Annotated in this window: 26 protein-coding genes; 16 read left to right on the top strand and 10 right to left on the bottom strand. The window is 53.7% G+C overall.

The genetic code is table 11. From position 1 onward, the window contains the following. The 4 genes from FHS21_RS10580 to FHS21_RS10565 form a co-directional block, all read left to right on the top strand. A partial coding sequence (locus FHS21_RS10580) for a beta-barrel domain-containing protein (RefSeq protein WP_183661867.1) occupies positions 1-558 on the top strand: 558 nt, incomplete at its 5' end. Positions 559-663: 105 nt separating this feature from the next. Further along, positions 664-1,590, top strand: coding sequence for a Gfo/Idh/MocA family protein (locus FHS21_RS10575; protein WP_183661865.1), 927 nt, complete (start codon positions 664-666; stop codon positions 1,588-1,590). 201 nt (positions 1,591-1,791) lie between these two features. After that, positions 1,792-2,760: a hypothetical protein gene (locus FHS21_RS10570; protein ID WP_183661863.1), complete on the top strand. Its 969-nt coding sequence runs from the start codon at positions 1,792-1,794 to the stop codon at positions 2,758-2,760. 122 nt (positions 2,761-2,882) lie between these two features. After that, positions 2,883-3,200 carry a PepSY domain-containing protein gene (locus FHS21_RS10565; RefSeq protein ID WP_112532216.1) on the top strand — a complete coding sequence of 106 codons (318 nt, stop codon included), beginning with the start codon at positions 2,883-2,885 and terminating at the stop codon, positions 3,198-3,200. A 64-nt stretch (positions 3,201-3,264) separates the two neighbouring features. On the opposite strand, the gene FHS21_RS10560 is transcribed toward FHS21_RS10565, so the two are convergent. Continuing rightward, on the bottom strand, positions 3,265-3,555 hold the full coding sequence (locus tag FHS21_RS10560) for a DUF6074 family protein (protein WP_224507151.1): 291 nt from the start codon (positions 3,553-3,555) through the stop codon (positions 3,265-3,267). 251 nt (positions 3,556-3,806) lie between these two features. Between FHS21_RS10560 and FHS21_RS10555 the strand changes: the two genes are divergently transcribed. From FHS21_RS10555 to FHS21_RS10545, 3 genes are all read left to right on the top strand, one after another. Then, positions 3,807-4,229, top strand: a complete 423-nt coding sequence (locus FHS21_RS10555; protein WP_112532214.1) for a hypothetical protein — start codon at positions 3,807-3,809, stop codon at positions 4,227-4,229. A 71-nt stretch (positions 4,230-4,300) separates the two neighbouring features. Then, positions 4,301-5,146, top strand: a complete 846-nt coding sequence (locus FHS21_RS10550) for an SDR family NAD(P)-dependent oxidoreductase (protein WP_112532213.1) — start codon at positions 4,301-4,303, stop codon at positions 5,144-5,146. 140 nt (positions 5,147-5,286) lie between these two features. Beyond that, positions 5,287-6,537, top strand: a complete 1,251-nt coding sequence (locus FHS21_RS10545) for an aminopeptidase (protein WP_112532212.1) — start codon at positions 5,287-5,289, stop codon at positions 6,535-6,537. Between the two features lie 63 nt (positions 6,538-6,600). On the opposite strand, the gene FHS21_RS10540 is transcribed toward FHS21_RS10545, so the two are convergent. Next, a complete protein-coding gene (locus FHS21_RS10540; protein ID WP_183661861.1) occupies positions 6,601-7,704 on the bottom strand; it encodes a saccharopine dehydrogenase family protein in 1,104 nt (367 codons plus the stop codon). A gap of 120 nt (positions 7,705-7,824) precedes the next feature. Between FHS21_RS10540 and FHS21_RS10535 the strand changes: the two genes are divergently transcribed. From FHS21_RS10535 to FHS21_RS10520, 4 genes are all read left to right on the top strand, one after another. After that, positions 7,825-8,253 (top strand): Lrp/AsnC family transcriptional regulator, encoded by a 429-nt coding sequence (locus FHS21_RS10535; protein WP_112532228.1) that lies wholly within the window; start codon positions 7,825-7,827, stop codon positions 8,251-8,253. A gap of 94 nt (positions 8,254-8,347) precedes the next feature. After that, the gene (locus FHS21_RS10530) at positions 8,348-9,133 is read left to right on the top strand and encodes an ImuA family protein (protein WP_183661860.1); all 786 of its coding nucleotides are present in this window, start codon (positions 8,348-8,350) and stop codon (positions 9,131-9,133) included. Further along, a complete protein-coding gene (locus FHS21_RS10525; protein WP_112532209.1) occupies positions 9,036-10,592 on the top strand; it encodes a Y-family DNA polymerase in 1,557 nt (518 codons plus the stop codon). The genes FHS21_RS10530 and FHS21_RS10525 overlap by 98 nt, the downstream gene beginning before the upstream one ends. Next, a complete protein-coding gene (locus FHS21_RS10520) occupies positions 10,592-13,837 on the top strand; it encodes an error-prone DNA polymerase (RefSeq protein WP_183661858.1) in 3,246 nt (1,081 codons plus the stop codon). The genes FHS21_RS10525 and FHS21_RS10520 overlap by 1 nt, the downstream gene beginning before the upstream one ends. 4 nt (positions 13,838-13,841) lie before the next feature. On the opposite strand, the gene FHS21_RS10515 is transcribed toward FHS21_RS10520, so the two are convergent. The 4 genes from FHS21_RS10515 to FHS21_RS10500 form a co-directional block, all read right to left on the bottom strand. After that, positions 13,842-14,084 carry a DUF768 domain-containing protein gene (locus tag FHS21_RS10515; RefSeq protein WP_112532207.1) on the bottom strand — a complete coding sequence of 81 codons (243 nt, stop codon included), beginning with the start codon at positions 14,082-14,084 and terminating at the stop codon, positions 13,842-13,844. Positions 14,085-14,158: 74 nt separating this feature from the next. Then, positions 14,159-14,965 carry a transglutaminase-like domain-containing protein gene (locus FHS21_RS10510; RefSeq protein ID WP_112532206.1) on the bottom strand — a complete coding sequence of 269 codons (807 nt, stop codon included), beginning with the start codon at positions 14,963-14,965 and terminating at the stop codon, positions 14,159-14,161. A 120-nt stretch (positions 14,966-15,085) separates the two neighbouring features. Beyond that, on the bottom strand, positions 15,086-15,277 hold the full coding sequence (locus FHS21_RS10505; protein WP_112532205.1) for a CsbD family protein: 192 nt from the start codon (positions 15,275-15,277) through the stop codon (positions 15,086-15,088). A 256-nt stretch (positions 15,278-15,533) separates the two neighbouring features. Then, positions 15,534-17,498: an AI-2E family transporter gene (locus FHS21_RS10500; RefSeq protein ID WP_112532204.1), complete on the bottom strand. Its 1,965-nt coding sequence runs from the start codon at positions 17,496-17,498 to the stop codon at positions 15,534-15,536. Positions 17,499-17,680: 182 nt separating this feature from the next. Here FHS21_RS10500 and FHS21_RS10495 point away from each other — a divergent pair, with 182 nt between their 5' ends. The 3 genes from FHS21_RS10495 to FHS21_RS10485 all read left to right on the top strand — a co-directional run bounded on the left by FHS21_RS10495 (position 17,681) and on the right by FHS21_RS10485 (position 18,913). Beyond that, positions 17,681-17,839: a DUF3309 family protein gene (locus FHS21_RS10495; RefSeq protein ID WP_112532203.1), complete on the top strand. Its 159-nt coding sequence runs from the start codon at positions 17,681-17,683 to the stop codon at positions 17,837-17,839. Positions 17,840-18,096: 257 nt separating this feature from the next. Then, positions 18,097-18,435 (top strand): ElaB/YgaM/YqjD family protein, encoded by a 339-nt coding sequence (locus tag FHS21_RS10490; protein WP_112532202.1) that lies wholly within the window; start codon positions 18,097-18,099, stop codon positions 18,433-18,435. Positions 18,436-18,505: 70 nt separating this feature from the next. Then, on the top strand, positions 18,506-18,913 hold the full coding sequence (locus FHS21_RS10485) for a YwiC-like family protein (protein ID WP_158482260.1): 408 nt from the start codon (positions 18,506-18,508) through the stop codon (positions 18,911-18,913). On the opposite strand, the gene FHS21_RS10480 is transcribed toward FHS21_RS10485, so the two are convergent. Then, complete coding sequence (locus FHS21_RS10480; RefSeq protein WP_162702110.1) at positions 18,890-20,275, bottom strand: HWE histidine kinase domain-containing protein; 1,386 nt, start codon at positions 20,273-20,275, stop codon at positions 18,890-18,892. The two genes, FHS21_RS10485 and FHS21_RS10480, sit on opposite strands and share 24 nt — an antisense overlap. A 280-nt stretch (positions 20,276-20,555) precedes the next feature. Here FHS21_RS10480 and FHS21_RS10475 point away from each other — a divergent pair, with 280 nt between their 5' ends. After that, entirely contained in the window at positions 20,556-20,777 is a 222-nt protein-coding gene (locus FHS21_RS10475; protein WP_112532199.1) for a hypothetical protein, read from the top strand. Between the two features lie 7 nt (positions 20,778-20,784). On the opposite strand, the gene FHS21_RS10470 is transcribed toward FHS21_RS10475, so the two are convergent. Further along, on the bottom strand, positions 20,785-22,173 hold the full coding sequence (locus tag FHS21_RS10470; protein WP_112532198.1) for a sensor histidine kinase: 1,389 nt from the start codon (positions 22,171-22,173) through the stop codon (positions 20,785-20,787). Between the two features lie 49 nt (positions 22,174-22,222). Next, positions 22,223-22,978, bottom strand: coding sequence for a Crp/Fnr family transcriptional regulator (locus FHS21_RS10465; protein WP_183661856.1), 756 nt, complete (start codon positions 22,976-22,978; stop codon positions 22,223-22,225). Between the two features lie 142 nt (positions 22,979-23,120). Between FHS21_RS10465 and FHS21_RS10460 the strand changes: the two genes are divergently transcribed. After that, positions 23,121-23,528 (top strand): response regulator, encoded by a 408-nt coding sequence (locus tag FHS21_RS10460; RefSeq protein ID WP_112532196.1) that lies wholly within the window; start codon positions 23,121-23,123, stop codon positions 23,526-23,528. Here FHS21_RS10460 and FHS21_RS10455 read toward each other — a convergent pair. Further along, complete coding sequence (locus tag FHS21_RS10455; protein WP_112532195.1) at positions 23,511-24,062, bottom strand: RNA polymerase sigma factor; 552 nt, start codon at positions 24,060-24,062, stop codon at positions 23,511-23,513. The two genes, FHS21_RS10460 and FHS21_RS10455, sit on opposite strands and share 18 nt — an antisense overlap. Positions 24,063-24,069 lie beyond the last annotated feature (7 nt).

Here is a 24,069-nt window from a genome sequence, read left to right as displayed (position 1 = left end):
GAAACAGCACGCACCGAAGCACAGCGTGAACTGAGCGCAATCGAGCCAAAGCTCTCCGAACTCAGGGAACGGCGAGTGGCGATCGAGGACCGGCTGGCGCGTGCCGATATCCGCGCACCGCTCTCGGGTACTGTCAACGAACTCGCAGTCCACACCATCGGCGGTGTTATCACCCCGGCGGAGAAGCTGGTGACGCTTGTCCCCGCAGATGCTGCGTTGAAGATAGAGGCGAAACTGTCACCGACTGATATCGACCAGGTTTTCGTCGGACAGCCGGCAAAATTGCGCTTTTCGGCCTTCAACCAGCGTACAACGCCGGAACTGCATGGCCGTATCGCCTATGTTTCTGCGGCGACCAGCAGCGATCCCTCGACCGGTCAGGTCTATTATCTGGCCGACGTCATTGTACCATCGGACGAGCTCGAAAAGCTCGGCGACAGCAAGCTTTTACCAGGTATGCCCGTGGAAGTCTTTGTTTCGACGGAAGAGCGTACAGCAATGTCCTTCCTGTCCAAGCCGCTCGCCGATCAGTTCAACCGAGCCTTCCGTGAGCAGTAGCGAGACTGGGGATATAATCGGCATTCGCGAGATTCGGTTTCCGTCGCGGGTGCCTCTTGTTAAGGGCATATTCGATTGCTAAACCCCTTCAAAAGGGGATTCGCTATGCCACCAATCAACCTAGCAATTGTCGGCGTTGGTAAAATTGCCCGCGATCAGCACCTGCCTTCAATCGCCGGCAATCCCGACTTGCTGCTTGTCGCTGCGGCAAGCCGTAACGGCGCGGTCGAGGGCATTCCGAATTTTCCGACAATAGAGGCGATGCTCGACGCCGTCCCGTTCGTTGACGCGGTATCCCTCTGCATGCCCCCTCAGTTCCGTTATGATGCTGCCTACAAAGCGATATGCGCCGGCAAGCATGTCTTTCTTGAGAAGCCACCTGGAGCAACGCTGAGCGAGGTCGCCGACCTTGAAGCTCTTGCCATTGAGAAGGGTGTTTCACTTTTCGCCAGCTGGCATTCCCGATATGCTGCTGCGGTTGAAGCTGCAAAGTCGTTTTTGGTATCAACAAATATCCAAAGCGTTCACGTCGTCTGGAAAGAGGATGTTCGCCACTGGCATCCCAATCAGGATTGGATATGGCAAGCCGGCGGTCTCGGTGTCTTCGACCCCGGCATAAATGCGCTATCGATTATAACGCACATCTTGCCGACCAGCATTTTTCTCAGGAATGCGACGTTGGAATTTCCGGAAAATAAACATGCACCAATTGCAGCCGATCTTAATTTCACGAACAGTGACAATATTTCTGTCCACGCGGAATTCGATTGGCGGCAACTAGGCGAGCAAACGTGGGATATTATTGCCGAAACGTCTGCTGGAAAGATGGTTCTGGCTGAAGGCGGTTCAAAGCTCACCATCAACGATACGGTTATTCCGGTTTCATCGGAGACGGAATACGCAGCTCTTTACCGTCAGTTTGCCAGTCTGATCAAAAGAAGGGAATCCGACGTCGATCTTGCGCCGCTTCGGCATGTCGCCGACTCTTTCATGCTCGGCAAACGTGTCTTCGTTGCACCCTTCCACGATTAGCATCACACAGCTGATCCACGCAGCAATCGATTACGCGTTGCAAATGCGAGGGCCTTGAGAGATCCTTGCTGCTCTCATGCGGCGCGAACAAAATCAAACCATATTTCAGCGGAATTTTATCATTCAACCCATGAACATTTTCATGGTTAGCGCATTTCAATTCGTACCTGCCGAAACAGGCGTCGAGCAAGGATTGCAACCATGAAGAAGTTCGTTATCGCAGCCATTATTTGTGCCGCCTTTTCCAGCGCAGCATATGCCGTTGATGACAAAACGCGGGATGCCATTCAGGCGCTTAAATTTACGAAGGCAAGCGCGTATGCAAAAGCCATCGACCAGTATTGCTTTGCCGATCATCCATTTGCCACTCAACCCCTCGCCGATGCCGCCGCGCAAGAAGCGGAATTCCGCCAGGAAATGAATGGGAACGAACAAGCTACGGACATTATCGCAGACGCCGACCGTTCCGCAGCGGAACATTTGAAAGTCGATCAATCGGCCTGCGCGCCAGCCGCTACCTTCGTCGACGGTGTCGCAGCGACGATTGAGGACTCAAAACAGCACATGGCGGCCATCAAGCAGACGTTTGCCGATGCGAAGGTGGCCGAGGAAAAGGCTGCGCAGGCCGAAAAGCGTTCCGCTACTTGCCACGACCTGCAGTCGAGCGCCGACGCTGCTGGCCTCGAGGACTTGGTCTCCAAACGCATGGCGCTCCTTGACTGTGCCGACGTGCTGGGCGTTGACAACATTGCCAAGGTTGACACGCGAATTGAAAAGCTACGAACCGACCAAAAGGCCACTGACGATGCGAAGCAGAAGCAAGCCGCCGATGCAAAGGCAACGGCCGCGGCCGCCGACGCGAAAAGAGCTGCCGAAGTTGCAGCAAACATGGCAAAGCCTGCCATCAAGCCAGCGGTCAAACCCGCAGAGGAGGTGACTTTCGTCGGCAGGTGGGATCAGATTGACGGTAGCTGCCGAGGCAGACTCTGGGATTTCAATACAAGGACATATGACGGAACGCCTATCAGGAATGTCGAACGAAATGGCAACAGCTACCGGTTAGAATTGAGCGATGGCTATGCTTTCGAGCTCCGGGATGTGACAAAAAGAAACCTCACCTGGTATTCGCTCGAAAGCGGCGACAGCTTCCGCTTGAAACGCTGCAAATAGGCCTGGTGGGCAGCGTGTGTGTCGCAATTCATCATTTTCGCAAACTTTGGAACCCTGCCCCTTGGTGAACGTTAACTCCATCAAATGGGCGGGATATTTGATTTGAAAAAAGGAAGACTGTTATGTTGAAAAAAATCCTTATCGTCGGAGCAACGGCGTTAATCGCCATAACATCGGCTCCCCAAGCCTTTGCTCAGTCCATTCAGATTGGCCCTGACGGTGTTCGGCTACAAGAGCCACGGCCGGAACGGGATTATCGCCGTTTTTCGGACATCAGTGAGCGCGAAGCGGTGCGTATCGCCAGAAGCGAAGGTCTTCGCGACGTTGACGACGTAAGGCGCACGAGGTCAAGATTCGTCGTTGAGGGTATAGATCGCCGCGGAAACGATATGCGCGTCAGTGTGGATCGCCGTACTGGTGACGTCCTTTCCGTGCAATAAGCGCTGAACCTGACGAAGCCCGTCGCCGCAAGTGGCGGGCTTTTCCATGCCGACAGTCGGTCGCTTAGTAGGCTGATGTATCGCCGTAGTCTTCAGTGAGATCATATAGACGCGACAGTTCCAGCTCGACTGCGGTGAAGAATGCTCCGACCTGTTCATCCTGTTCGTCCTCTTTGACCCCAATCCGCTCAAGATGCCGAAACAGCGTATCGGCAATCTGGTTACGATAGGCTTCCGCCTGCCGATCTGTAGCCTTTTCCATCAGTTTCGCCGCCACGTCGCGAATCTTCGCCACACGCTTTGTCAGTGGGAACGCAATGATCTGGCATGGGATCGGGGATTCAGCTTCGAACATACTCATACTCTTCCCAGTTCGGCAACGCCGCGCTTACAATTGATTCGCCCAACGATAAGGCGAAGGTTCCTAACAATGTGTTCAGCTATGCCCCGTCGTGCCGCGTGGAACGCTATGATTGGTTAGGTAACAAGTTATGTAAAAAGCCAGCGAACAGATTGTGTGTAACGAAACCACAATGTTGCCCGCTACGGCACGCATGCTTATTCAGGTTCATGTAAAGTGATTCGCATTCGTTACGGCATTAACCCATGGCACTCAGTAATGCAGAGAGGCAGAGACGGCACCGCGAGCGGCAGAAGCAAAAGCTTGCCGCGGCTGCACCGGATCTCTCTATGCAGTACGAGAATGTCGGTGCTGATTTGCGTGACAAACTATATGCGCTTATCGACGCTGAAAATTCGCGGCGCGAACGTGCCGTAACACTTGTTGGACCGACGGATTTCCGCAGGGTTATTCTCGACATTGCTCTCAACGAAAATCGCTCGGGTATCGCCGACAGCGCGCGAATGGTTTTGCTCAGAGCTCTCAGTATGGGCGAAAGCTCGGAAAAGGAGATACTCGACGCGCGCCGGCAAAAGGATGCATTCGCCGAGCGAAAGTCTGACTTACGCGACTCGAAGGAACAAGTGACACCGCTTGCGCATTATTTGCGTGTTCCGAATTTCGGCTAATTGTTATACTTTTGTTCTCATGTTCCGTTAGCTTGCCGCGCTAGTGCTCGTAACGACAAAGGACGAATTCCATGGCACATCCTGCCTTTTCACCTTCCCATGTGGCCGTAGTCACAGGAGGCGCATCCGGCATCGGCCTTGCGGCTGCAAAGCGCTTCGCCTCCATGGGTTTAAAGGTTGCTATTGCTGATCTTGCCGGTGAAAAACTCGACCGGGCTTATGCGGCGGCATCTGAACTCGCCAACACTGGTGACGTCATCGCTATTGCCACAGACGTAACCAACGTCGAAGATCTGCGCAAACTGCAGCAGACGGTCAATGATAGATTTGGCGGCGTTGCCGTGCTCATGAACAATGCAGGCATCCAGCCTGGCAGCAGCGTTTTCGATGCAGATCACTGGGACAAGATCATCGCCGTAAACATGTTCGGTATAATCCGCGGCTGCCAGGTTTTTGGCCCGGACATGATCCGGCGAGGCAAGCCCGGCCTCATCATCAACACGGGCTCCAAGCAGGGCATAACCACTCCGCCTGGCGATCCTGCTTACAATGTCTCTAAATCGGGCGTGAAGACCTTCACTGAAGCCTTGCAGCATGAATTACGTAACACAAAGGACTGTCACGTAACGGCTCATCTGTTCATTCCTGGTTTTGTCTATACGCCCTTGACTGCAGGAGATCGCACGGAAAAGCCAGCTGGCGCGTGGACGCCGGAACAAACGGTCGATTTTATGCTGGAGCGTGTATCAGCCGGTGATTTTTATATCCTTTGCCCGGACAACGATGTAGCCCGCAGCCTCGATGAGCGCCGCATCCTCTGGGCAGCCAACGACATTATTAGGAATCGTCCGCCTTTGTCGCGCTGGCATCCGGAATATCAGAGCGAATTCGCTGATTTCGTTAATCAGGACATCTGACCTGCAAAATTCCGAGACACAATCTTGGACATTGTGAACCAATCAAATTGCGAGAGCGATTTCCGGATCAGTCGCTTGATACCGGGACTGATCCGGTTCTATGCTGAGGAAAACCCTTCATTGACCAAGTTGGATGCACAATGACCTCATCTCCCCAAATCCCCGCTGTCGATCCCGTCAAGCTTGATCGTCTGGCGGAAGTAGCCATCAAAATTGGCTTGCAGCTGCAGCCTGGACAAGATCTCCTGATCACCGCCCCGCTTGCCGCAGTGCCTCTGGTGCGGCGGATCACAGAACATGCCTACAAGGCAGGAGCGGGTCTCGTGACCTCGCTATACAGCGACGAAGAAGCCACTCTTATGCGCTATCGCAACGCGCCAGACGAAAGTTTCGATCGCGCCACAGGCTGGCTGTTTGAGGGCATGGCGAAAGCCTTTTCTGCCAATACAGCTCGGCTTGCAGTCGCCGGTGACAATCCGATGCTGCTCTCATCGGAGGACCCGGAGAAGGTCTCCCGCGCAAACCGGGCCCAGTCACGCGCCTATCAGCCTGCGTTGGAAAAAATCACCAATTTCGAAGTCAACTGGAACATCGTTTCGTACCCGAATCCATCTTGGGCGAAGCAAGTATTTCCCGATCAGGATCCCGAAGTGGCTATAACCATGCTCGCTGATGCAATTTTTGCGGCGTCGCGTGTCGATCTGGACGATCCTGTCAGCGCCTGGCGTGATCACAATGCCGCCTTGCACAAACGGACAAAATGGCTGAACGAGCACACTTTCTCGGCTTTGCATTTCAAGGGACCGGGCACCGACCTCACTGTCGGCCTGGCCGATGAACATGAATGGCACGGTGGTGCTTCGGTTGCGAAGAATGGCATTACCTGTAACCCGAATATTCCCACCGAAGAAGTTTTTACGACACCCCACGCACTGCGGGTCGATGGCCATGTTTCGAGCACCAAGCCACTTTCCCACCAAGGCACGCTCATCGAAAATATCCAGGTTCGCTTCGAAGGTGGCAGGATTGTCGAAGCCAAGGCGACGCGGGGGGAAGAAGTCTTCAACAAGGTGCTTGGCACTGACGAGGGCGCGCGCCGTCTCGGCGAAGTGGCGCTTGTTCCAAACTCCTCCCCGATTTCAGCATCGGGCCTGTTGTTCTTCAACACGCTTTTCGACGAAAACGCTGCAAGCCACATCGCGCTCGGCCAATGCTATTCGAAATGCTTTATCAATGGTGGCGAGCTGACGCCCGATGAAGTTGCAGCACGTGGCGGCAACAAGAGCCTCATTCACATCGACTGGATGATCGGCTCTGGCGAGATCGATGTGGACGGCATCAACAAGGACGGTTCGGCTATCCCCGTGATGCGCAAGGGCGAATGGGTCTGATCATTGAGTTCATAGTAGCAAAAAGGCCACCCCAAGGGTGGCCTTTTTGTTCAGTGCTATGGGTTAGGCAACCAGCCGCCCAGCTGATTCCGCTTGCGCATAGGCCTTGCCGAAACGATTGGCGAGAAACGCGTCAAGCGCAATATCTTCCTGCTTGAGAAAGCCTTGCTGCGGCAAGGCACCGTTCGCAAGCATGTCAAGCACGGCACAGATGGCCGACGCCGTCGTGATCTGGATCCCGCTATAAAGTTGCGATCCGATATGGCCGCTGTAGACCTTGTTGGCATAGGTTTCCTGAAGAAGACGGCCCTTCTTGCGGCCGCTGACCGTAACGAAAATCACGACGACATCCTGCAAGGTCGATGGCAAGGCGTTTTCGAGAATATCCTTGAACACATCGCGGCGATCACGCAGTCCAAGGTCGTTGAGCAGCGCCTTCATGATAGCCGCGTGGCCAGGATAGCGAATGGTGCGATAGTTGAGCGTGCGAACCTTGCCGAGGAGTGTTTCGCACAATGTGCCAAGACCGCCTGACGTATTGAATGCCTCATAGGTCACTCCATCGAGCGAGAATTCCTCGCGCTCTTCAAGCGGCGGCACCTCCGTCAATTCGCCATCGACGATTGCTTCGCAGGGCTCGCAATATTCGTTGATGACCCCATCCGTGCTCCATGTCAGATTGTAGTTCAGCGCGTTCGAAGGATATTGCGGCAGTGCGCCAACGCGCATGCGCACGCTTTCCAGCGTGTCGAAGCGCTTGGCCAGATCGTTAGCTACAATCGAGATGAAACCCGGAGCAAGGCCGCATTGGGGTATGAAAGCCGTCTTGGCAGTCATTGCCAGCTGCTTGACGATGCGCGTGCTGGCCACGTCTTCTGTCAGATCGAGATAATGAACGCCCGATTTGGCGGCAGCTTCAGCTATGCGCGTGGTCAGATGGAACGGGGCTGCACTCAGCACGGCGAATTTGCCATTGAGAACGCTTTCAAGCGCTCCGACTTCGGAAATCTCGATACAAGCGGTTTCAACGAGCGGCGATACATCTAAAGCATCAAGCTGGGCTTGTGACCGGTCGACGACCGTTACGCGATAATCTCCCGTACCAGCCAGAAGATTAGCGATGGTCCCGCCAATTTTCCCTGCTCCAACGACAACGATCTCTTTCATGTGATTCCCCTCGCATATAAAAACTTTATATGAATTTCGCATATTGCTCGGCGAAATGAAGTCTATAAACTGACGAAACAACGCTATAATTTTGGCGATATGCCGATGGGATTTGTCAATATGCTGTCAGAAGCCGATCATGCCCTGCTTTCATTGTTGCGCGAGAATGCGAGAGCCTCGACTGCCGAGCTTGCCCGCAAGCTGCGCGTATCACGCACCACTGTGCAAAGCCGCATCGAGCGGCTGGAAAAACGCGGTATGATAAGGGGGTATAGCGTTCAGCTTTCCCCCGAATACGAACAGAACCTGGTCAAGGCGCATGTGCTGGTGACGGCCTTGCCGAAACTGGCAATGAAGGTTGAGGCTACCTTGCGGAAGATCGCTTGGGTCAGAACGCTTCATTCTGTTAGTGGTCAATTCGATATGATCGTTATCGTTGAAGCACCTTCGATACAGGAACTCGACAAATTGCTCGACGAGATTGGCGCTCTTGAAGGTGTCGAACGCACCATGTCGTCGATTATTCTCTCCACCCGTATCGATCGATAATGGCGCATCCAACAACCTGCATATATGCCGCTTGACTCTTGCTGTCATCGGATTCCATAATAGAACATATCATGAACATTGAAAGGCTACCGTAGTGACAACCGTCGATCTTGCGGCGTTGAGACGCGACATCGCATCTCTTGGAGAGAGGAATGCGCGTGCTGCGCAGCGCTCCGCCTTTGACTTCGGCGACAATGATATCGACCGCGTCTTCCGCGAGGGGATGCAGCGTGGTGCCGTGCATGAAATCTTCGCAGAAGAAGCAGGCGACGCAGGTGCGGCGACCGGTTTCGCTATTGCCCTTGTCCTGCGCGCATCTCCGGATCAAAGCCCTGTTCTGTGGTTGGAAGAAGATTTTGCAGCGCAGGAAAATGGCTTCCCATATGCTCCCGGCTTGCAAAATATCGGACTTGATCCGCAACGCCTCATCATCGTGCGATGCGCCTCACCGCAGGATGTTTTGAAAGCTGCTTCGGACAGTCTCGGTATTCGTGGCACGGGCGCCGTCGTCATCGCGCCGCGGAGCAACCCGAAATGTCTGGACCTGACCGCCTCGCGCAAATTGCTGCTGACGGCGCAACAAACCGATGTGCCAGCTTTTCTTCTGCGATTGGGGGCATATCCCAGCGAAAATGCCGCCGTCACCCGCTGGTTGATCCGTGCCGCACCTTCGCAATCGAGTGGCGCCAATGCACCCGGACATCCGGTTTTCGACGCCACTCTCATACGCAACAGACAGGGAATGACAGGCCATTGGATCCTGCAATGGGAAAGTGATGATCATGTTTTCAGACAGATCGAGCCGGTTTCTGGCACTATGGTTTCCGCACCTTCCTACCGACCGCCTCAAACGCGAAAATCCGGGACGCGCCCATACTGATCAACACCTGATCGTGGTGGACAAACTTGCCAATGCCTTGCGGCTGACGGCTGTCGATGAAAAGGCAGCCAAGGCAGGGCTCTATAAGGGCATGGCTCTGACAGATGCACGCGCGCAATTTGAAAAGCTGGATATCGCTTTCGCCTCACCGCGCAAGGATGCGGTCCTGCTCGAAAAGCTGGCCGATTGGTGTGACCGCTATACACCGCTTGTAGCACTTGATGAGCCTCATGGCCTCATTCTCGACCTGACAGGTTGTATTCATCTTTTTGGTGATGAAACCCAGCTTATCGAAGATATTCATAAGCGTCTTCATCGCTATGGCATGATCGTCCGGACCGCTCTTGCAAGCAATCCCGCTGCAGCACGCGCCCTTGCTCGACACTCGCCCGGTGGCATCATCGACCGGAATGACGAGACGCGCAGATTATACGCCTTGCCGCTTATCAGTCTCGATATCGAAGAGACCCATCTCGCCGGTCTCAAGCGGGCAGGCTTACGCAGCGTTGGTGATATCGATGTCTTGCCCCGAGCTGCACTCACGGCGCGTTTTGGCACAAATCTTGTTAACCGCCTCGATGCATTGTTTGGTCGTCAGGACGAACCTATTACCCCTCGCCGTATCGTCCCTGTCTGCATGGTTGAGCGGCGTATGGCAGAACCGCTCATCGCCATGGAATCCGTGGAACACGTTCTTATGTCCTTGAGCGACGAACTTTTCCGTCGCCTGCAACAAAGAGTTGAGGGTGCCCGCGAGATCGAAGCCAGCTTCTTTCGCGCCGATGGTAATGTACGTCGCATCAGCATTCAGACCGGACGTCCCGTTACCGAAACAAAACCCATGTTTCGACTATTGAAAGAGCGGCTTTCCACACTTAGCGATCCGCTCGATGCCGGTTATGGTTTTGATATTATCCGGCTTGCCGCTATTCGTGTGGAGCAGAGCCAAGCGATCCAGAAAAGCCTCGACGACAGGGCACAAGAGACAGAGGAGATCAAAACGCTTGTCGACCGGCTTTCCATCCGTCTTGGCAATTCCCGTGTGCTGCGCCCGCTACCAGTCGACACACATATTCCCGAACGCGCGGTTTCACTTGAACCTGCCGCCACAGCAAAACAGGACATAGTGTTTGAAAGGACACCAGAACATAATCCTGGCAATCCTCCGGAGCGGCCGATCCGATTGTTTCAGCCGCCCGAGAGAATTGATGCAACGTTTGAAGTCCCGGATGCCGCGCCGGCACGATTCACCTGGCGCCGGGTTCAGCATATTATCACCTTGGCAGAGGGACCTGAACGCATCGCCCCCGAGTGGTGGCGCGAACATGCAGGCGTGCTGACGCGGGATTATTATCGTCTCGAAGACAATAGAGGCCGTCGTTTCTGGGTGTTTCGGGAAGGCTTGTATGAGCGCGGCGATCCCACACCGCGCTGGTTTCTGCACGGGATTTTCGCCTGATGCCGCCTTATACGGAATTTGCTGTCACTAGTAATTTTTCCTTTCTTGAAGGCGCCTCGCAACCGCATGAACTGGTGCAGGCTGCAGCCATACTCGGGCTCGATGGTATAGGCATCGCTGACCGCAACACACTGGCAGGTGTGGTGCGGGCCTATAAGGCTCATAATGAGCTCAAGGAAAAAGCGGGAATACGACTGAACCTCTTTATCGGATGCAGGCTGGTCTTTATTGACGACTCGCCAGATCTGCTCGTCTACCCACGCGACCGTACAGCTTATGGTCAGCTCTGCCGTCTTTTGAGCGAAGGCAAGGATCGGGCGAAAATCAAGGGTGAGTGCCACCTCCTTTTCGAAGATTTTCTTTTTCGAGCGAAAGATTTTCAGATCGCGGTCGTTCCGCCATTACGGGCAGATAAAATCTTAACTGCGTTCCTCAGAAAACTTGTCATTGCTGCACCGGGCTCAGTCTGGCTTGCTTTGGCAATGCCGCATCAGGGTGCAGACCGGCGGTACGGCGAAAAGCTGGCGCGTATTGCAACTGAGGCCAACGTTCCCTTGCTGGCGATCAATAATGTGCTCTATCACACCGCTGCGCGGCGGCCGTTGCAGGATGTGCTGACCTGTATTCGCGAACATGTCACGATCGATACGGCCGGACGCAAGCTGGAAAAGAATGCGGAACGGCATTTGAAATCGCCTGATGAAATGCAGCGACTTTTCCGGCATTTCCCTCTAGCACTTCAGGAAACGCAGCGTTTCGTTGAGCCGATCGGCTTTTCGCTCGATCAGCTGAAATATGACTATCCCGACGAACCTGTGCCACCTGGCAAGACACCGCAACACTATCTATCCGAGGAAACGTGGAAAGGTGCTGCACAGCGCTATCCTGAAGGCATTCCGGAAAAGGTATGTGCGATTCTGCGGAAGGAGCTGGCGATAATCGAAGGGCTTGAATATGCACCCTATTTCCTCACGGTTTATGACATCGTCAAATATGCCCGCTCGCAGAATATTCTTTGCCAGGGCCGCGGCTCCGCTGCCAATTCTGCGGTCTGTTATTGTCTTGCTATCACAGCAGTTGATCCAAAACACACGGATGTCTTGTTCGAACGGTTCCTCTCGGCGGAGCGGAAGGAACCACCGGATATCGATGTCGATTTCGAGCATGAACGCCGCGAAGAAGTGATGCAATGGGTCTATGAGCGCTATGGTCGCGATCGAGCGGCCATCGTGGCCACTGTCATCAGCTACCGCCCGCGCAGCGCTATCCGTGATGTGGGCAAGGCTTTGGGACTGACAGAAGACGTTACTGCTGCGCTGGCCAATATGGTCTGGGGCAGTTGGGGTACGGCGGTTGAAAAGAACGAGGTCCGGCAAGCTGGGCTGGATCCCGATAATGTCATGATACGGCGCGCTGTCCGGCTCGCGACCGAATTGATTGGTTTTCCACGCCACCTTTCCCAGCATGTGGGCGGATTTGTACTGACGAAGGAGCGTTTGGACGAAACCGTCCCTGTCGGTCCTGCGGCCATGAAAGACCGTACATTCATAGAGTGGGATAAGGATGACATCGACGAACTCAACATCATGAAGGTGGATGTGCTGTCACTTGGTATGCTGACATGCATTCGCAAGGCTTTTGATCTCATTCATCTGCATGGGGGCAACCGTTACGAACTGGCAACGATTCCCCAAGAAGACCCCGCGGTTTACGACATGCTCTGCAATGCCGATTCCCTCGGCGTGTTCCAGGTGGAAAGCCGCGCACAAATGAACATGCTGCCGCGTCTTCGACCAAGAAAATTCTATGATCTGGTAATCGAGGTTGCCATCGTTCGTCCTGGTCCAATCCAGGGCGATATGGTTCATCCCTATCTGCGCCGTCGAAAAGGAATAGAGGACGTCCATTATCCATCTCCTTTCCCGGACAAGGGCGACAAGGATGAATTGCGTAATGTCCTTGAAAAAACTCTCGGCGTTCCTCTATTCCAGGAACAAGCCATGCGCATTGCCATAGAGGCAGCGAAATTCACCCCCGACGAAGCCAATAAATTGCGCCGTTCCATGGCCACATTCCGCAATGTCGGCACAATCAGCGAAATGGAAGGGAAAATGGTGGAGGGGATGGTCCGCCGTGGTTATGAGCGGAGCTTTGCCGAAAACTGCTTCAACCAGATCAAGGGCTTTGGTGAGTACGGTTTCCCGGAAAGCCATGCGGCGAGTTTTGCGATCCTCGTTTATATTTCCTCCTGGATCAAATGCCATCATCCAGCAACATTCGCGGCAGCACTTTTGAATTCACAACCGATGGGTTTTTATGCCCCTGCACAAATCATCCGCGATGCACGCGAGCATGGCGTCGAGGTACGTCCTGTCGATATCAACTTCAGCGAATGGGACAATACGCTGGAACGCGTCGACAAGAATAATCTTGCCTTGCGTCTAGGTTTTCGACAGGTCGAAGGCTTTTCGGAAGCCTGGGCGGACGAAATATGCGTAAAACGAAAGCACCACTATAGTGACATCGAAGAACTGCGCCGCCTGACGCGGCTGGAAAGACGAGCCTTTGTTCTCCTCGCTGATGCCGATGCGTTCCGTTCGCTGGAAATTGATCGCCGCGAAGCGCTCTGGGCGGTCCGTCGTTTCCCCAACAATGAAACCCTGCCACTCTTCCAGGCTGCTGAAACGAATGAATTGGCAAGGGAAGCTGAAACCAGGCTACCGCAGATGAAAATGTCCGAGCACGTCATTGCCGACTATGAATCGACACGGCTTTCGCTCAAAGGCCATCCAATGCAGTTCTTGCGTGAAATGTTGACTGCGGAAAACATTGTAACATGCAAGCAGGCAAACAGTCTGAGCAATAATCGGCGGGTCAAACTTGCCGGCGTGATTACAGTCCGGCAAAGGCCCGGTAATGGTAAAGTCGTCTTTATGACAATTGAGGATGAAACTGGCATCGCCAATATCGTTGTCTGGGCAAAATTATTGGAAAAATATCGCAAGGAAATCATGGGATCACGCCTTATCCTGATCGAAGGCATGGTTCAAAGCGCCGACAATGTTGTGCACATTGTCGCCCGAAAACTGTTTGATCGTACCGGAGATCTCTACCGTCTCTCCGAGCAACGAACTATCCTACCTGTGTCTCATAGCGACGAGGTAATACATCCGGTCCCGGATCAACCACGGGCCAGTCATCCACGCAAGGTGCGTATTTTGCCAAAATCGAGAGATTTTCACTGACCGTTCAAGCCTGCTTGCTCTCCTTGGCCAATGCTGCCCGGTCTATCGCAGTGATCATGCAAATTTCCAGATCACCCAGACCATCCTTGATCTCTGATTCGGAAATACCAGCAGCTTCCGCATCTGCAGCACATTTTGCAGCAAGTTGTTTTGGCCGACGATCGTGGTGTGCCATATCCGCCGGTTTGTTGGCATCGACATTCGTGTCGATCCAATTATTAACGAAATCGATCGCTCTTTGGCTCATACTTTTCCTCCTTGGCATTGCCAATCTCCCGGACAAAACTGCCGGAAGCGCAGAAGGTTGCGAAAAACACGCGATTAAACAGCTTCGCCGGCCCAAACCTTGAATTTCGTCAGTACATTGGGCCCGAATATATTCGTCAGGGGCACATCCGCCGCGTCGCGCCCATGCGCCACCTTGATCCGGCCTATTCGGGGCTGGTTGTTCCGAGGATCAAAAGCGTGCCACTGACCCCCGAGGTAAACCTCCATCCACGCACAAAAGTCCATTTCCGCATGGGGCAATGGTATGCCGATATCGGTGATATAACCAGTGCAATAGCGTGTCGGAATGTTCAGACAGCGGGAAAAAGCAACTGCAAGATGCGTGAAATCACGGCACACACCACGGCCTTCGAAATATCCCGTGGACGCCGTGCGAGTGGGGTTCGAATGCTCATAGCCAAACACAATGTGGTTGTGCACGAAATCGCACACCGCCTGAACGCGTTGCCAGCCTTCCGGTACGTGGCCGAACAGTCGCCATGCTTCCTCGCTCAACAAATCGGTCTCGCAATAACGGCTGCCCATAAGATAGACCAGCGTTTCATCCGGAAGATCCTGCACCCGGTGCTGAACAGCATCGAGAACCACAGGATCTGGCATGCCGCTGTCGTAGACGACGGCATTTGTGGAGCAAAAAAAGGTGCCCGGCGCAGCGAGAATGCGATTACACCAGTTGCCGAACTGGTCGTGATAGCCATCGACGCTGGCGCCGAATGTAGTCTGGAAAGTCTCGATGCCTTCCAGATCGGCAAAACGCGAATGATGCACGTTCAAAATGGCAATCAGAGGCGTTTCCTGCGTAAACTCGAACGTCAGTTCACACCCCACATTAATCCTCATCAGTTGTTCCTTTAAAACAAAAAAATCTGATTTCGATAAAAAAGACAGCACGACAGACTCTCGCACAAAAAGCAACCGGCCCGACAAGGGACCGGCTGAATTCGGCGGCGTTAAAGGCGATCAGGCTTTATCGACAACCTTTTTCACAGCATCCTTGGCTTTTCCCTTGGCTTGCTGTGCTTCGCCCTTCATTTCCTGCATTTTGCCCTTCGCCTGCATTTCTTTTGATCCGGTCGCCTTGCCGGCGGCCTGCCTCACATTACCAGCCGCCTTGTTGGCTGCGCCGGAAAGTTTGTCGCTGGTACTACCCATAAGGAACTCCTTGAAGCATTCATCTACACAAATTAAACGGCCGGGTTTTGAGTTTGTTCCGTTGGTTGACAGTTTCACAAGCATTTGAAAATTCAGCATGTTTTTACAAATGGGCAGCAAACGACCCGGCGCCCACGGGGGAACAGGCACCGGGTCTCCAGTTACCGATCGAAGCTCGATCAGCTGGGTGGAAACGTAGCCAGCTCGCTCTTGGTTCCGCGAAAATTAAGATTGGTGAAAAATCTCGGGGAGCGGCTCACTCGCAAAGCTCTTGAACCACCGCTTCTATCGACGATACAAAAAAGCAGTTGCGTGTTGATCCAACGATCTTCTCGCCATCAACTTCGCTCCCATCTTCCGCCCAGAATCCGATGACAATCTTTACGCGTGCGTTCCGCCGTCTTATGCGGCGGACGAGATAGCGTGCATGAGCGACCGAAGACGTGTTGAGGTAGCTTACGTAGATTGTGCTGACGCTCGTAAGGTCAAGCTTGCCGATGTTGGTCGCCTCGAGCTCCTCGTGAGAAATATCGCGAACATCAAAATCCTTGCGCTCAAGAATATCGCCAAGAACAACTGCTGCCGCATCGTCGAGGTCGCCGCGTCCGCCTGCGGACGCGATTGTTCTCGGCTTCTCTGGTTTTACCTTCTCTTTATTAGCCACAGCCTTCTTGGAGCCCCCTTCAGGTTCGGCTCCTTCTTCTTCGTCTTCAACGTCATGATACTCCGACAGATTCTCGACGAGTAGGATCATGCTTTGCGCCACACGATTGCGCCTAGGCTCGTCAAGCACGCCCCGGCCTCTGTCGTGTTCGGCGAGCAGCAATGCGGGAATAGCCACCGAAGCGTAATAATCCATGATGGTTGCCGACTGCAGATACTCCTCGGCCTTTTCTGTTGCTTCATCCGGATCGCCAGACAACAGCCGTTGATATAGCTGTTGCGGCGGAAGGAGCACCGGCTCGTTGCCAAGAAGAACATCCAAAAATTCGAACTTTGGAACGTGTCTTCCAAGAACGACCAGGCAAACGGTGAGCGGTGTCGAAAGGATCAATCCGATCGGCCCCCAGATCCAGGTCCAGACAATGGCGGCCATCAGAATCGCAACGGGGGACAACCCGGTCTTGGAACCGTAGAGAAGCGGCTCCATGATATTGCTGCTGATGAGCTCCAGTACGATGAACAAGGCAGCGGTCCAGAAGAGCACCATCCAACCCGGATCGACTGCGAGCGAAAGAATAAGCGGAAACGCAGCTGCAATGATTGGTCCGATGTAGGGCACAAAACGGAGAACTATCGCCAGCATGCCCCACAGCATCGGGTTGGGAATGCCAATGAACCATAGCCCGATCCCGATTGGCACACCGAAGCTGATATTGATGATCAACTGCATCAGCAAATATTGGCCGACGCGCTTGCCCGCATCATGCAGGGCAGTCGTCGTTCGGTGAATATCGCTGGCTCCCACCAACTTTATGAAACGGTCGCGCAAATCTTCACGCCGCATCAGCATGAATATGACTACCACAATCACAATGCCGATTGTCGCCAGGGGCTGGATCAACGGACCGGCAAAGGTCTGCAGCAGGCTTAAGGGATCTAGCGGTGGATTGCGGATTTCCACAGGTACGGGTTTGTTAGGATCTATGCCGCGCAAGGGTGGTAAAGGGGCAGGCGGTGCAACATTTTGGGGAGGTTGTCGCGCCGGGTCTGGTTTGGCCACTGCTTGGTTGTCGCTTTCAAAGCGCTCCACTTCGTCCGATCGACCAATTTCGTCGCTGAAGCGTTTGAACATGCGCGCGCCGCGATCAAAAATGCTGTTCCCCGACTGCGCATCCTTGATCGCGCGGATCTTCGTCTCGATATTATATTGATAGCTTGGCAGATTTTGCGCGAGCACAGTAAGCTGGCTCGCGACAATGCTGACGAAAATGAAAATCACAAGAAAAGCCGTTGTCACAACACTTAGTACGGCAACGCCTTTTGGCACACCCGAGCGGTGCAAGCGGGTGACCAACGGTGACAGCGCGAAGGTTAAAAGCAGAGCCAGCGCCAATGGCACGAAAATTTCGCGGGCGAAATAAAGCGCTGCTACAACGGCTATCGCGACAATTACTGGTGGGAACTGGTTCGCCGCATTCGCCGAAACAGGCGTATAGATCGATCGCTGGGCTGCCCGTTCGACGGCACGCGACTTCCCCCCGGCCCCTTCAGAAGGCATGAAAACCTACCGGCATGACATCCATAAAAACCCATCTCCATTGAAACCCCGCGACAGAAACGAAGTCGGCTCAATTTGGTTGCATTCCACTTCTGGCTCTTGGCTCGAGCCTGTCATGTGGGAACCAAATCCTGGTTCGGGTGTTTCCGAGCTGTAAAGTTTCCCAGGAGAGGGAGGAAAGAATGCCACTCACGACAATTCTCATCATCATTCTCATCTTGGCACTTATCGGGGTGTTTCCAACCTGGCCTCACGCCAGGAATTGGGGCTACGGCCCCTCTGGACTCGTGGGAATAATCTTGGTCGTTCTGTTGATTTTGCTTCTGATGGGGAGAATTTAACGCGCTTCTTGGACCCTTATCACGAACGATCATCTGACATAGCTGAAAAGGAGTTTTAAAATGTTACGAGGTGTTTTGCTTTGGCTCATTGGTCTGCCCCTTCCGATCATTCTCATTTTGTGGTTGATGGGCTATCTTTCATGAGCTTTGGAAAGGATGCCCGCTAGTAGACTTGCAGCGGCCCCCAATGCGTGGAACAAATACTGCAGACTAAACGTTCTCGACCGATATCCACCTGTTTTCTCAAGGAGTTTTCTATGGCTACGGTTTCTTCAAAAATTCGCAAAGCGGTTGACGACGCGACCGATAGCAATCCCGATTTGCAAGCCCAGGTTGCGGCCCTGAAGGAGGACATCGCGAATATTGCAGCAACCCTTGCCAAGATAGGAAAGAGTTCTGCCAAGGACGCCACGCGAAGCGCAGCAAGTTCCTACGAAACCGCAAAAGTCCGCGGTGAGGAAACGTTGGAGGACCTTCGCCTGCAAGCTCGTGAGCTTGAAGACCAGCTCACCGAAACTGTTCGCGAACACCCTTTGACCACGATTGCCGTCGCCGCCGGTGTCGGTTTTCTTCTTGCCCTGATTGCCCGCCGCTGACATGCTCAAACTGTTAGCTCCACTTTTAACCAGCGTCGCCGCGGGTGAAGTTGGCCTCGTGATAAGCAGATTGAAGCGCAACGCGGTCTTCGCTGGCATCATCGCTGTGCTAGCAATTGTCGGCGTGATTTTCCTGGTTGTGGCTGCCTATATCGCCCTTGCCGAGCGCTACGGCGAAATGCATGCGTCGTTGATCCTCGCCGGTAGCGCATTCGGCTTGGCTATCATTACTTACATAATCATGAAGATCGTCGAACGCGCCGCGCGAAATCGCCAGAGCGAACGTGCAAAGGTTGACGCGTCCGCTCTTCTTACAGTTGCAGCTCTTGCTGCAGCACCGGTTGTTCTGCGGTCGCGCGCGCTCATGATGCTTGCAGTTCCTCTCGTGGCTTTCGGTGGGCTTTCGCTTCTGACAAAACCAAAGAAGAAGAAAAGACGGCGTCCTGAAGACACCTCATCTACGGGCCAGGATATTTGAGTGATCGCGGATGGGCATGGAAATCAAAGCCTCCATGCCAGTTTCCGGATAACTCAATCTGACGCTGCTCGATAGAACCTTATCCAGGCTGCGCTCGATCAGTCTTTCACCGAGCCCTCGCGCTTCCGGCGGCAGCACCTTCGGACCGTTGGATTCTACCCAGTGGATGGTAACGCGGGATTCATCGAGGCCGGGTTCTATTTGCCATGACACCCGCACGCGACCGTCGGCGACAGAAAGGGCGCCATGTCTAGCTGCATTGGTAGCAAGCTCGTGCAGCGCAATGCCAAGCCCGAGTGCGTGGTCCGGCGGTAAAACCATGTCCTCCCCTGCGAGCTCGATCTGTCGAGGATCAAAACCCGCGTAAGGCTCCACTTGTTTTGCAATCAGATCGATCAGGCTGATGCCGCTCCATTCTCGATCGGAAAGCAATGTATGTGCTTCCGAAATGGCCCGAAGACGTCCTGAAAACGCCTCCATGAACTCGGCTGGATCGGATGTTCGATTGAGCGTCTGCCGTGCCAGCGATTGTAACATTGCCAAGGTGTTTTTGACGCGGTGATTGAGCTCGCGTAGCAGGAGCCGCGTTTTTTCGGCAGCTTTCTTTGTGTCCGTAATATCAATATTGACACCAACCGCCACCACGGGTCTCCCCTGGACATCGCGTTCGAAAATGCGGCCGCGTCCTAGAAGCCATTGACCCGATGACGCAGCGCGGAATTCTCCGACATAATCCTGATTACTGACCAGCGCGCGTGTGAAGGCCGATTTCATGATTGGAAAATCGTCGGGGTGCATTGCCCGGAAGACGTCTTCGCCGCTGACAGGTTGATCGGGACTAAGACCAAGCATGGAATAGGCCATCCTGTTGCCACTGAACTTGCCCGTGCGCAGATCCCATACCCAACTGCCGACATTGCCGACCTCAAGTGCCATGGAATTACGATCTTCATCCTGATGCAACTTCGCCATGGCGTCGGTTTCCGTGCGGGATTCACGTTTGAGCGAGATAAACGAACCGGCAAGTCTTGCCAGAAGCATGAGTTGCTCCTGCTGGCTTAAAGCAAATTCCGTTCGGGGCTCGTCGGACAGGACGCTGAGAGCTCCAATACACTCGTTTGAGACGCAGATCGGTGCAACGGCCAGGAACCGGAGATTCGGCCCATGGGTCACCGCATCGATTTCGGAATAGCGAACATCCTCCGCGGCGTTCAGAATGATCAGGCAACTCTTGTCAGGTGCTGCCAGTGAACTGGCTTCAATAGCCCAGATATTGGCTATCCCAAGACGCCCTGCATGGGACAAGATACGGCTTCGTTTCTCATCCACAAGCGTGATCTGTGCGCCGCTGCTGTTGGACATCGACAATGCGAGTTCCGCCAAACAATGGAATTCGTTGTCATGCTCGCGAATTTCAAGCGTCTTCAAACTCGAAAGAACATCACGACGCGACGACCCCGACAGAAATTCTAACGTGCTTTCTGAAATGTTTTCCGATCTCATATCCACATGATGGCTCGCATCGCCACCCTACTCATACCATCGATATAGCTCCCTCAAGAACGCAACCCTTTGTGCTTTGTTCCTTATTTGGAACATTTATCCAGCACCTTCGTTTTCGTTAGATCGAAGGAGGCCGAAAATGCTTGAAGCGAATGACATTCTATCTGACGAGGGTCTGAGCAGGGTCCAGAAGATTGCCAAACTGGAAGAACTGCTGAGCGAGGCTCGGGGACTACAGCGAGCGGCCACAGAAAGTGGTATGGATCCTGATGATGGTGTAACACGAAATTTGCGGGACATTGAACTTGCCCTTGGTCATCTGAATGCTGAAAAGCCGGAAACAGGTGCGGCAACGCTCTGACGACCGATCACTCATCCTTTTGAGTGGCCTCCGCTGACTGTATCTCCATGAGGCCGGGTAGCGCCACCTTTACTGAGGTGCCCCCACCCGGATGGACAGAGTAGACAACCGATCCGTCGAATTGCTGGCAAAGCTGATTGACGATAAGCGACCCAAGTCCAGAGGAGCGATTCTTCGATGTCTTCTGCATGCCAATGCCGGTATCGGCAATCTCCAGCCGCAGAACGTCATCTTCACCCCGCACAAGATCGATTCTTATCTCTCCGGCCTTGCTGCCCGGAAAAGCGTGTTTTATGGCGTTCATCGTCAACTCGCCGATGATTATTCCCAGCGTCGTCGCATCGCGGGAGCTCAGGTTTATTGGGGCAAGCTCTGCAACAATCCTGATATCTCGGTCATGGGCGGTCGACTGCTTGATATCAGCGATGACGTCCGGCAAATATTCATCCGCACGAACAGTCTCATGATCCTTTCCAAGCCGCAGACGTCTGTGGGCCGACGAAATGGTTTGAATTCTGTCGCGGGCTGCCCCGAGTGCGGCGCGTATTTCCTCCGACGATACGTCCCGCATCTGAATACCGAGTAGCGACGAGACCGTCGCAAGCGAATTTCCTATGCGGTGGTCGGAATCCTGCAGCAGTGTTTCCACGCGAGCCCGCTCCCGCTTTGCCAAGAGCATGGCTTTTTCAAGTTCCGCCGTCCTGTTTTGGACCATACTCTCCAGAATTGTTTTTTCTGAAAGAAGCAATGTTTGTCCCTCTGTCAGCTTGCGTACATAACGTCTGGTCCGGTTCGCAAGAATGACTGCCAGAATGAGACCACCCCCGAGGGAAGAGAGCGCAGCTATTGTTAGCCAGCTTCTCATTTGATCCACAGCAATGTTTCGTTCAATCAACCTTCGATCTTCTTCTGCGAGAAAGCCGTCGACCGTCTTGTTGATTTCATCGAGTTGACCAACGCCGAAATTTGGTCCGAGGGACTCACGCGCTTCCGTACTCATCCCCGCAACCGCCTGGGCAATCGCCGCATCCACGTTTCTCTGTTTTGCTTTCGCCAGATCGCGGATTCGAGTCGCCGTAGCTTGCTGCCGCGGATTTCCCTTGGTCATTTCCGTAAGCGTATTGAGGCTCTCGTCGAGCCGGGCTGTTACGTTCCGATAATGATCGAGTAACGGGGTACTGTCCGTCAAGATGAACCCGCGCTGACTGTTGTGAGCCTCGGTCATCAATGACAGCGAACCATACGCCTGTTCGCGCACCTTATAGGTGGCGAGGATATCGTCGATCTGATTGTTGACGCTGCGCGCAAGGATAATCGTGGAGCCGGCTGAACCAATAATCATGCCGAGCGAAAGCACGATCGCCAAGCCCCTTAGCGGCCTCTGTGAAAAACTCATGACAACTCTGCGCCACCACAACAAATGATGTGCCCTCCATGGGAATATCCTAGATATATGGTCGAAGCGTGCCCGGCAAACCCTGCCATCCCGATATGTCCAGGAGCACGTCCTCCTCAAGGATCTCGCACCCGCGATCAAGCCAACGAAGGGCGTTGCGAGCCGCGAGCTTCTTCAACGTCTTGTTAGTGTGAACAATCGAAAGGCCTAGCGTATCAGCCACATGTTGCTGCGTCAGCGGCACCATCAGCTTGTTACTCCTGACCATCCCCACTGATTTGGCACGCTGGAACACGAAGGCAAAAAGATAGGCTGCCCTCTCCAAGGCCGTGCGCCGTCCTACGCTCAGCAGGATTTCGTCGAGCATTTGTTCCTCGCGGGAAGCAATCCAGGTTATGTCATAGGCAAGTTCGGGATAGTTTCGGAAGAGGTTCGCAAGTTTATCGCGCTGAAATACACAAAGTATCATCGGCGACAAAGCCTCGATCGAATGCTGCATCTCACGCATCACAGATCCCTGCAGACCAATCAGATCACCAGGAAGAACATAGTTCAGGATCTGCCGGCGACCGTCTTCCAATGTCTTGTAGCGGAAGCCCCAGCCCGAGAGCACGGTAAAGAGGTGCGCACTGTTGGCACCCTCCACAAGGACAGTCGTACCGGCGTCGGCAACCAGCTCACCCGTTTTGAAGTCCGTGAGGAACGATATTTCTTCTTTGATATGCCGTTGAAAATGCGGAAACTCCTGCAATGGACACTTGTCACAGGGGTACTGCCGGGCAGCCGAAGTTTTCGTGGTTTTCATTGTGGCCGTTCAGTTGATGTCGGGTTACAAGTTATCATGCCGCCTGTGAATTGCTTAACATTTCTTCGCAATCCGCATGTCTTAGTTAAATGACATTGCGATTCCGTCCTGTGCATAAGAAGTCCCCACAGGAGCATCTTAAATGGAATTGAAAGGCATGCGACTTCTGGTCCTCGAAGATGAATATCTGATTGGACTAGAGCTGGAGCGCATCGCGGAAGAGTGCCAGGCGCAATCCGTCGATCTGGTTTCGAATGTTAATGAACTACTTGCCTGGATCGAAAGCGGGGCCGAATGCGACATTGCAATCATCGAGGTGGAAGCGCACGGCGTTTCTTCGTTGCAGGCGGCTACCCTATTGCAATCGCGAGGCGTGCCGCTCGTTTTCACCACTGCTTATGATGTGGAAGCAGGTGGCATAGATGGATTTGTAGGAGTTACCGTTGTCGGTAAACCCTATGGCAAGAGTCAAATTATCAAAGCTGTAGCCGCCTTATCGCCGTCGAAAAAGCGATTCAATGAAACCGGCTCCTCAGGCGAACTTGTTTGATGTGACCTGCGTTGCGATCGAATCAGGACCGTAGTCCACCTCCCCCTGAATCTCGAGCAATTCCTGCAGACGTGTTCTGGCACGGCTCACACGGCTTTTGATCGTTCCGACGGCGCACTCGCAGATTTCGGCAGCCTCTTCATAAGAAAAGCCCGACGCGCCGACAAGTATGATCGCTTCACGCTGATCGTCGGGCAGTTTTTCGAGCGCTTTGCGAAAATCCTGCAAATCCAGCGAGCCATATTGTGCTGGATGAACGGACAACTGCTCGGTGAATATCCCATCGGAATCCTGAACCTCGCGCCCGCGCTTGCGCATCTGGCTGTAGAATTCGTTGCGCAAGATCGTAAACAGCCAAGCCTTGATATTGGTGCCGGGCTCGAACGAATCCTGTTTGGCCCACGCCTTCATAATCGTATCCTGCACAAGGTCATCTGCCCTGTCCGGATTACCGATCAGTGACACTGCAAATGCTCGCAGTTTCGGCAAGGCAGCAATCAAATCTCTCTTGAAGTCGGCAGATTCATGTACCATTCAACAG

The sequence above is a fragment of the Phyllobacterium trifolii genome (genome assembly GCF_014192095.1).
Lineage (GTDB): Bacteria > Pseudomonadota > Alphaproteobacteria > Rhizobiales > Rhizobiaceae > Phyllobacterium > Phyllobacterium trifolii.
This window is presented reverse-complemented; position numbering and strand designations above follow the sequence as displayed.

Bases quoted from the DNA above. Each gene is read 5' to 3' on its own strand.
- FHS21_RS10575 (WP_183661865.1), top strand. From the start codon at position 664: ATGCCACCAATCAACCTAGCAATTGTCGGCGTTGGTAAAATTGCCCGC.
- FHS21_RS10570 (WP_183661863.1), top strand. From the start codon at position 1,792: ATGAAGAAGTTCGTTATCGCAGCCATTATTTGTGCCGCCTTTTCCAGC.
- FHS21_RS10565 (WP_112532216.1), top strand. From the start codon at position 2,883: ATGTTGAAAAAAATCCTTATCGTCGGAGCAACGGCGTTAATCGCCATA.
- FHS21_RS10560 (WP_224507151.1), bottom strand. From the start codon at position 3,555: ATGTTCGAAGCTGAATCCCCGATCCCATGCCAGATCATTGCGTTCCCA.
- FHS21_RS10555 (WP_112532214.1), top strand. From the start codon at position 3,807: ATGGCACTCAGTAATGCAGAGAGGCAGAGACGGCACCGCGAGCGGCAG.
- FHS21_RS10550 (WP_112532213.1), top strand. From the start codon at position 4,301: ATGGCACATCCTGCCTTTTCACCTTCCCATGTGGCCGTAGTCACAGGA.
- FHS21_RS10545 (WP_112532212.1), top strand. From the start codon at position 5,287: ATGACCTCATCTCCCCAAATCCCCGCTGTCGATCCCGTCAAGCTTGAT.
- FHS21_RS10540 (WP_183661861.1), bottom strand. From the start codon at position 7,704: ATGAAAGAGATCGTTGTCGTTGGAGCAGGGAAAATTGGCGGGACCATC.
- FHS21_RS10535 (WP_112532228.1), top strand. From the start codon at position 7,825: ATGCTGTCAGAAGCCGATCATGCCCTGCTTTCATTGTTGCGCGAGAAT.
- FHS21_RS10525 (WP_112532209.1), top strand. From the start codon at position 9,036: ATGTTTTCAGACAGATCGAGCCGGTTTCTGGCACTATGGTTTCCGCAC.
- FHS21_RS10520 (WP_183661858.1), top strand. From the start codon at position 10,592: ATGCCGCCTTATACGGAATTTGCTGTCACTAGTAATTTTTCCTTTCTT.
- FHS21_RS10515 (WP_112532207.1), bottom strand. From the start codon at position 14,084: ATGAGCCAAAGAGCGATCGATTTCGTTAATAATTGGATCGACACGAAT.
- FHS21_RS10510 (WP_112532206.1), bottom strand. From the start codon at position 14,965: ATGAGGATTAATGTGGGGTGTGAACTGACGTTCGAGTTTACGCAGGAA.
- FHS21_RS10505 (WP_112532205.1), bottom strand. From the start codon at position 15,277: ATGGGTAGTACCAGCGACAAACTTTCCGGCGCAGCCAACAAGGCGGCT.
- FHS21_RS10500 (WP_112532204.1), bottom strand. From the start codon at position 17,498: ATGCCTTCTGAAGGGGCCGGGGGGAAGTCGCGTGCCGTCGAACGGGCA.
- FHS21_RS10495 (WP_112532203.1), top strand. From the start codon at position 17,681: ATGCCACTCACGACAATTCTCATCATCATTCTCATCTTGGCACTTATC.
- FHS21_RS10490 (WP_112532202.1), top strand. From the start codon at position 18,097: ATGGCTACGGTTTCTTCAAAAATTCGCAAAGCGGTTGACGACGCGACC.
- FHS21_RS10480 (WP_162702110.1), bottom strand. From the start codon at position 20,275: ATGTCCAACAGCAGCGGCGCACAGATCACGCTTGTGGATGAGAAACGA.
- FHS21_RS10475 (WP_112532199.1), top strand. From the start codon at position 20,556: ATGCTTGAAGCGAATGACATTCTATCTGACGAGGGTCTGAGCAGGGTC.
- FHS21_RS10470 (WP_112532198.1), bottom strand. From the start codon at position 22,173: ATGAGTTTTTCACAGAGGCCGCTAAGGGGCTTGGCGATCGTGCTTTCG.
- FHS21_RS10465 (WP_183661856.1), bottom strand. From the start codon at position 22,978: ATGAAAACCACGAAAACTTCGGCTGCCCGGCAGTACCCCTGTGACAAG.
- FHS21_RS10460 (WP_112532196.1), top strand. From the start codon at position 23,121: ATGGAATTGAAAGGCATGCGACTTCTGGTCCTCGAAGATGAATATCTG.
- FHS21_RS10455 (WP_112532195.1), bottom strand. From the start codon at position 24,062: ATGGTACATGAATCTGCCGACTTCAAGAGAGATTTGATTGCTGCCTTG.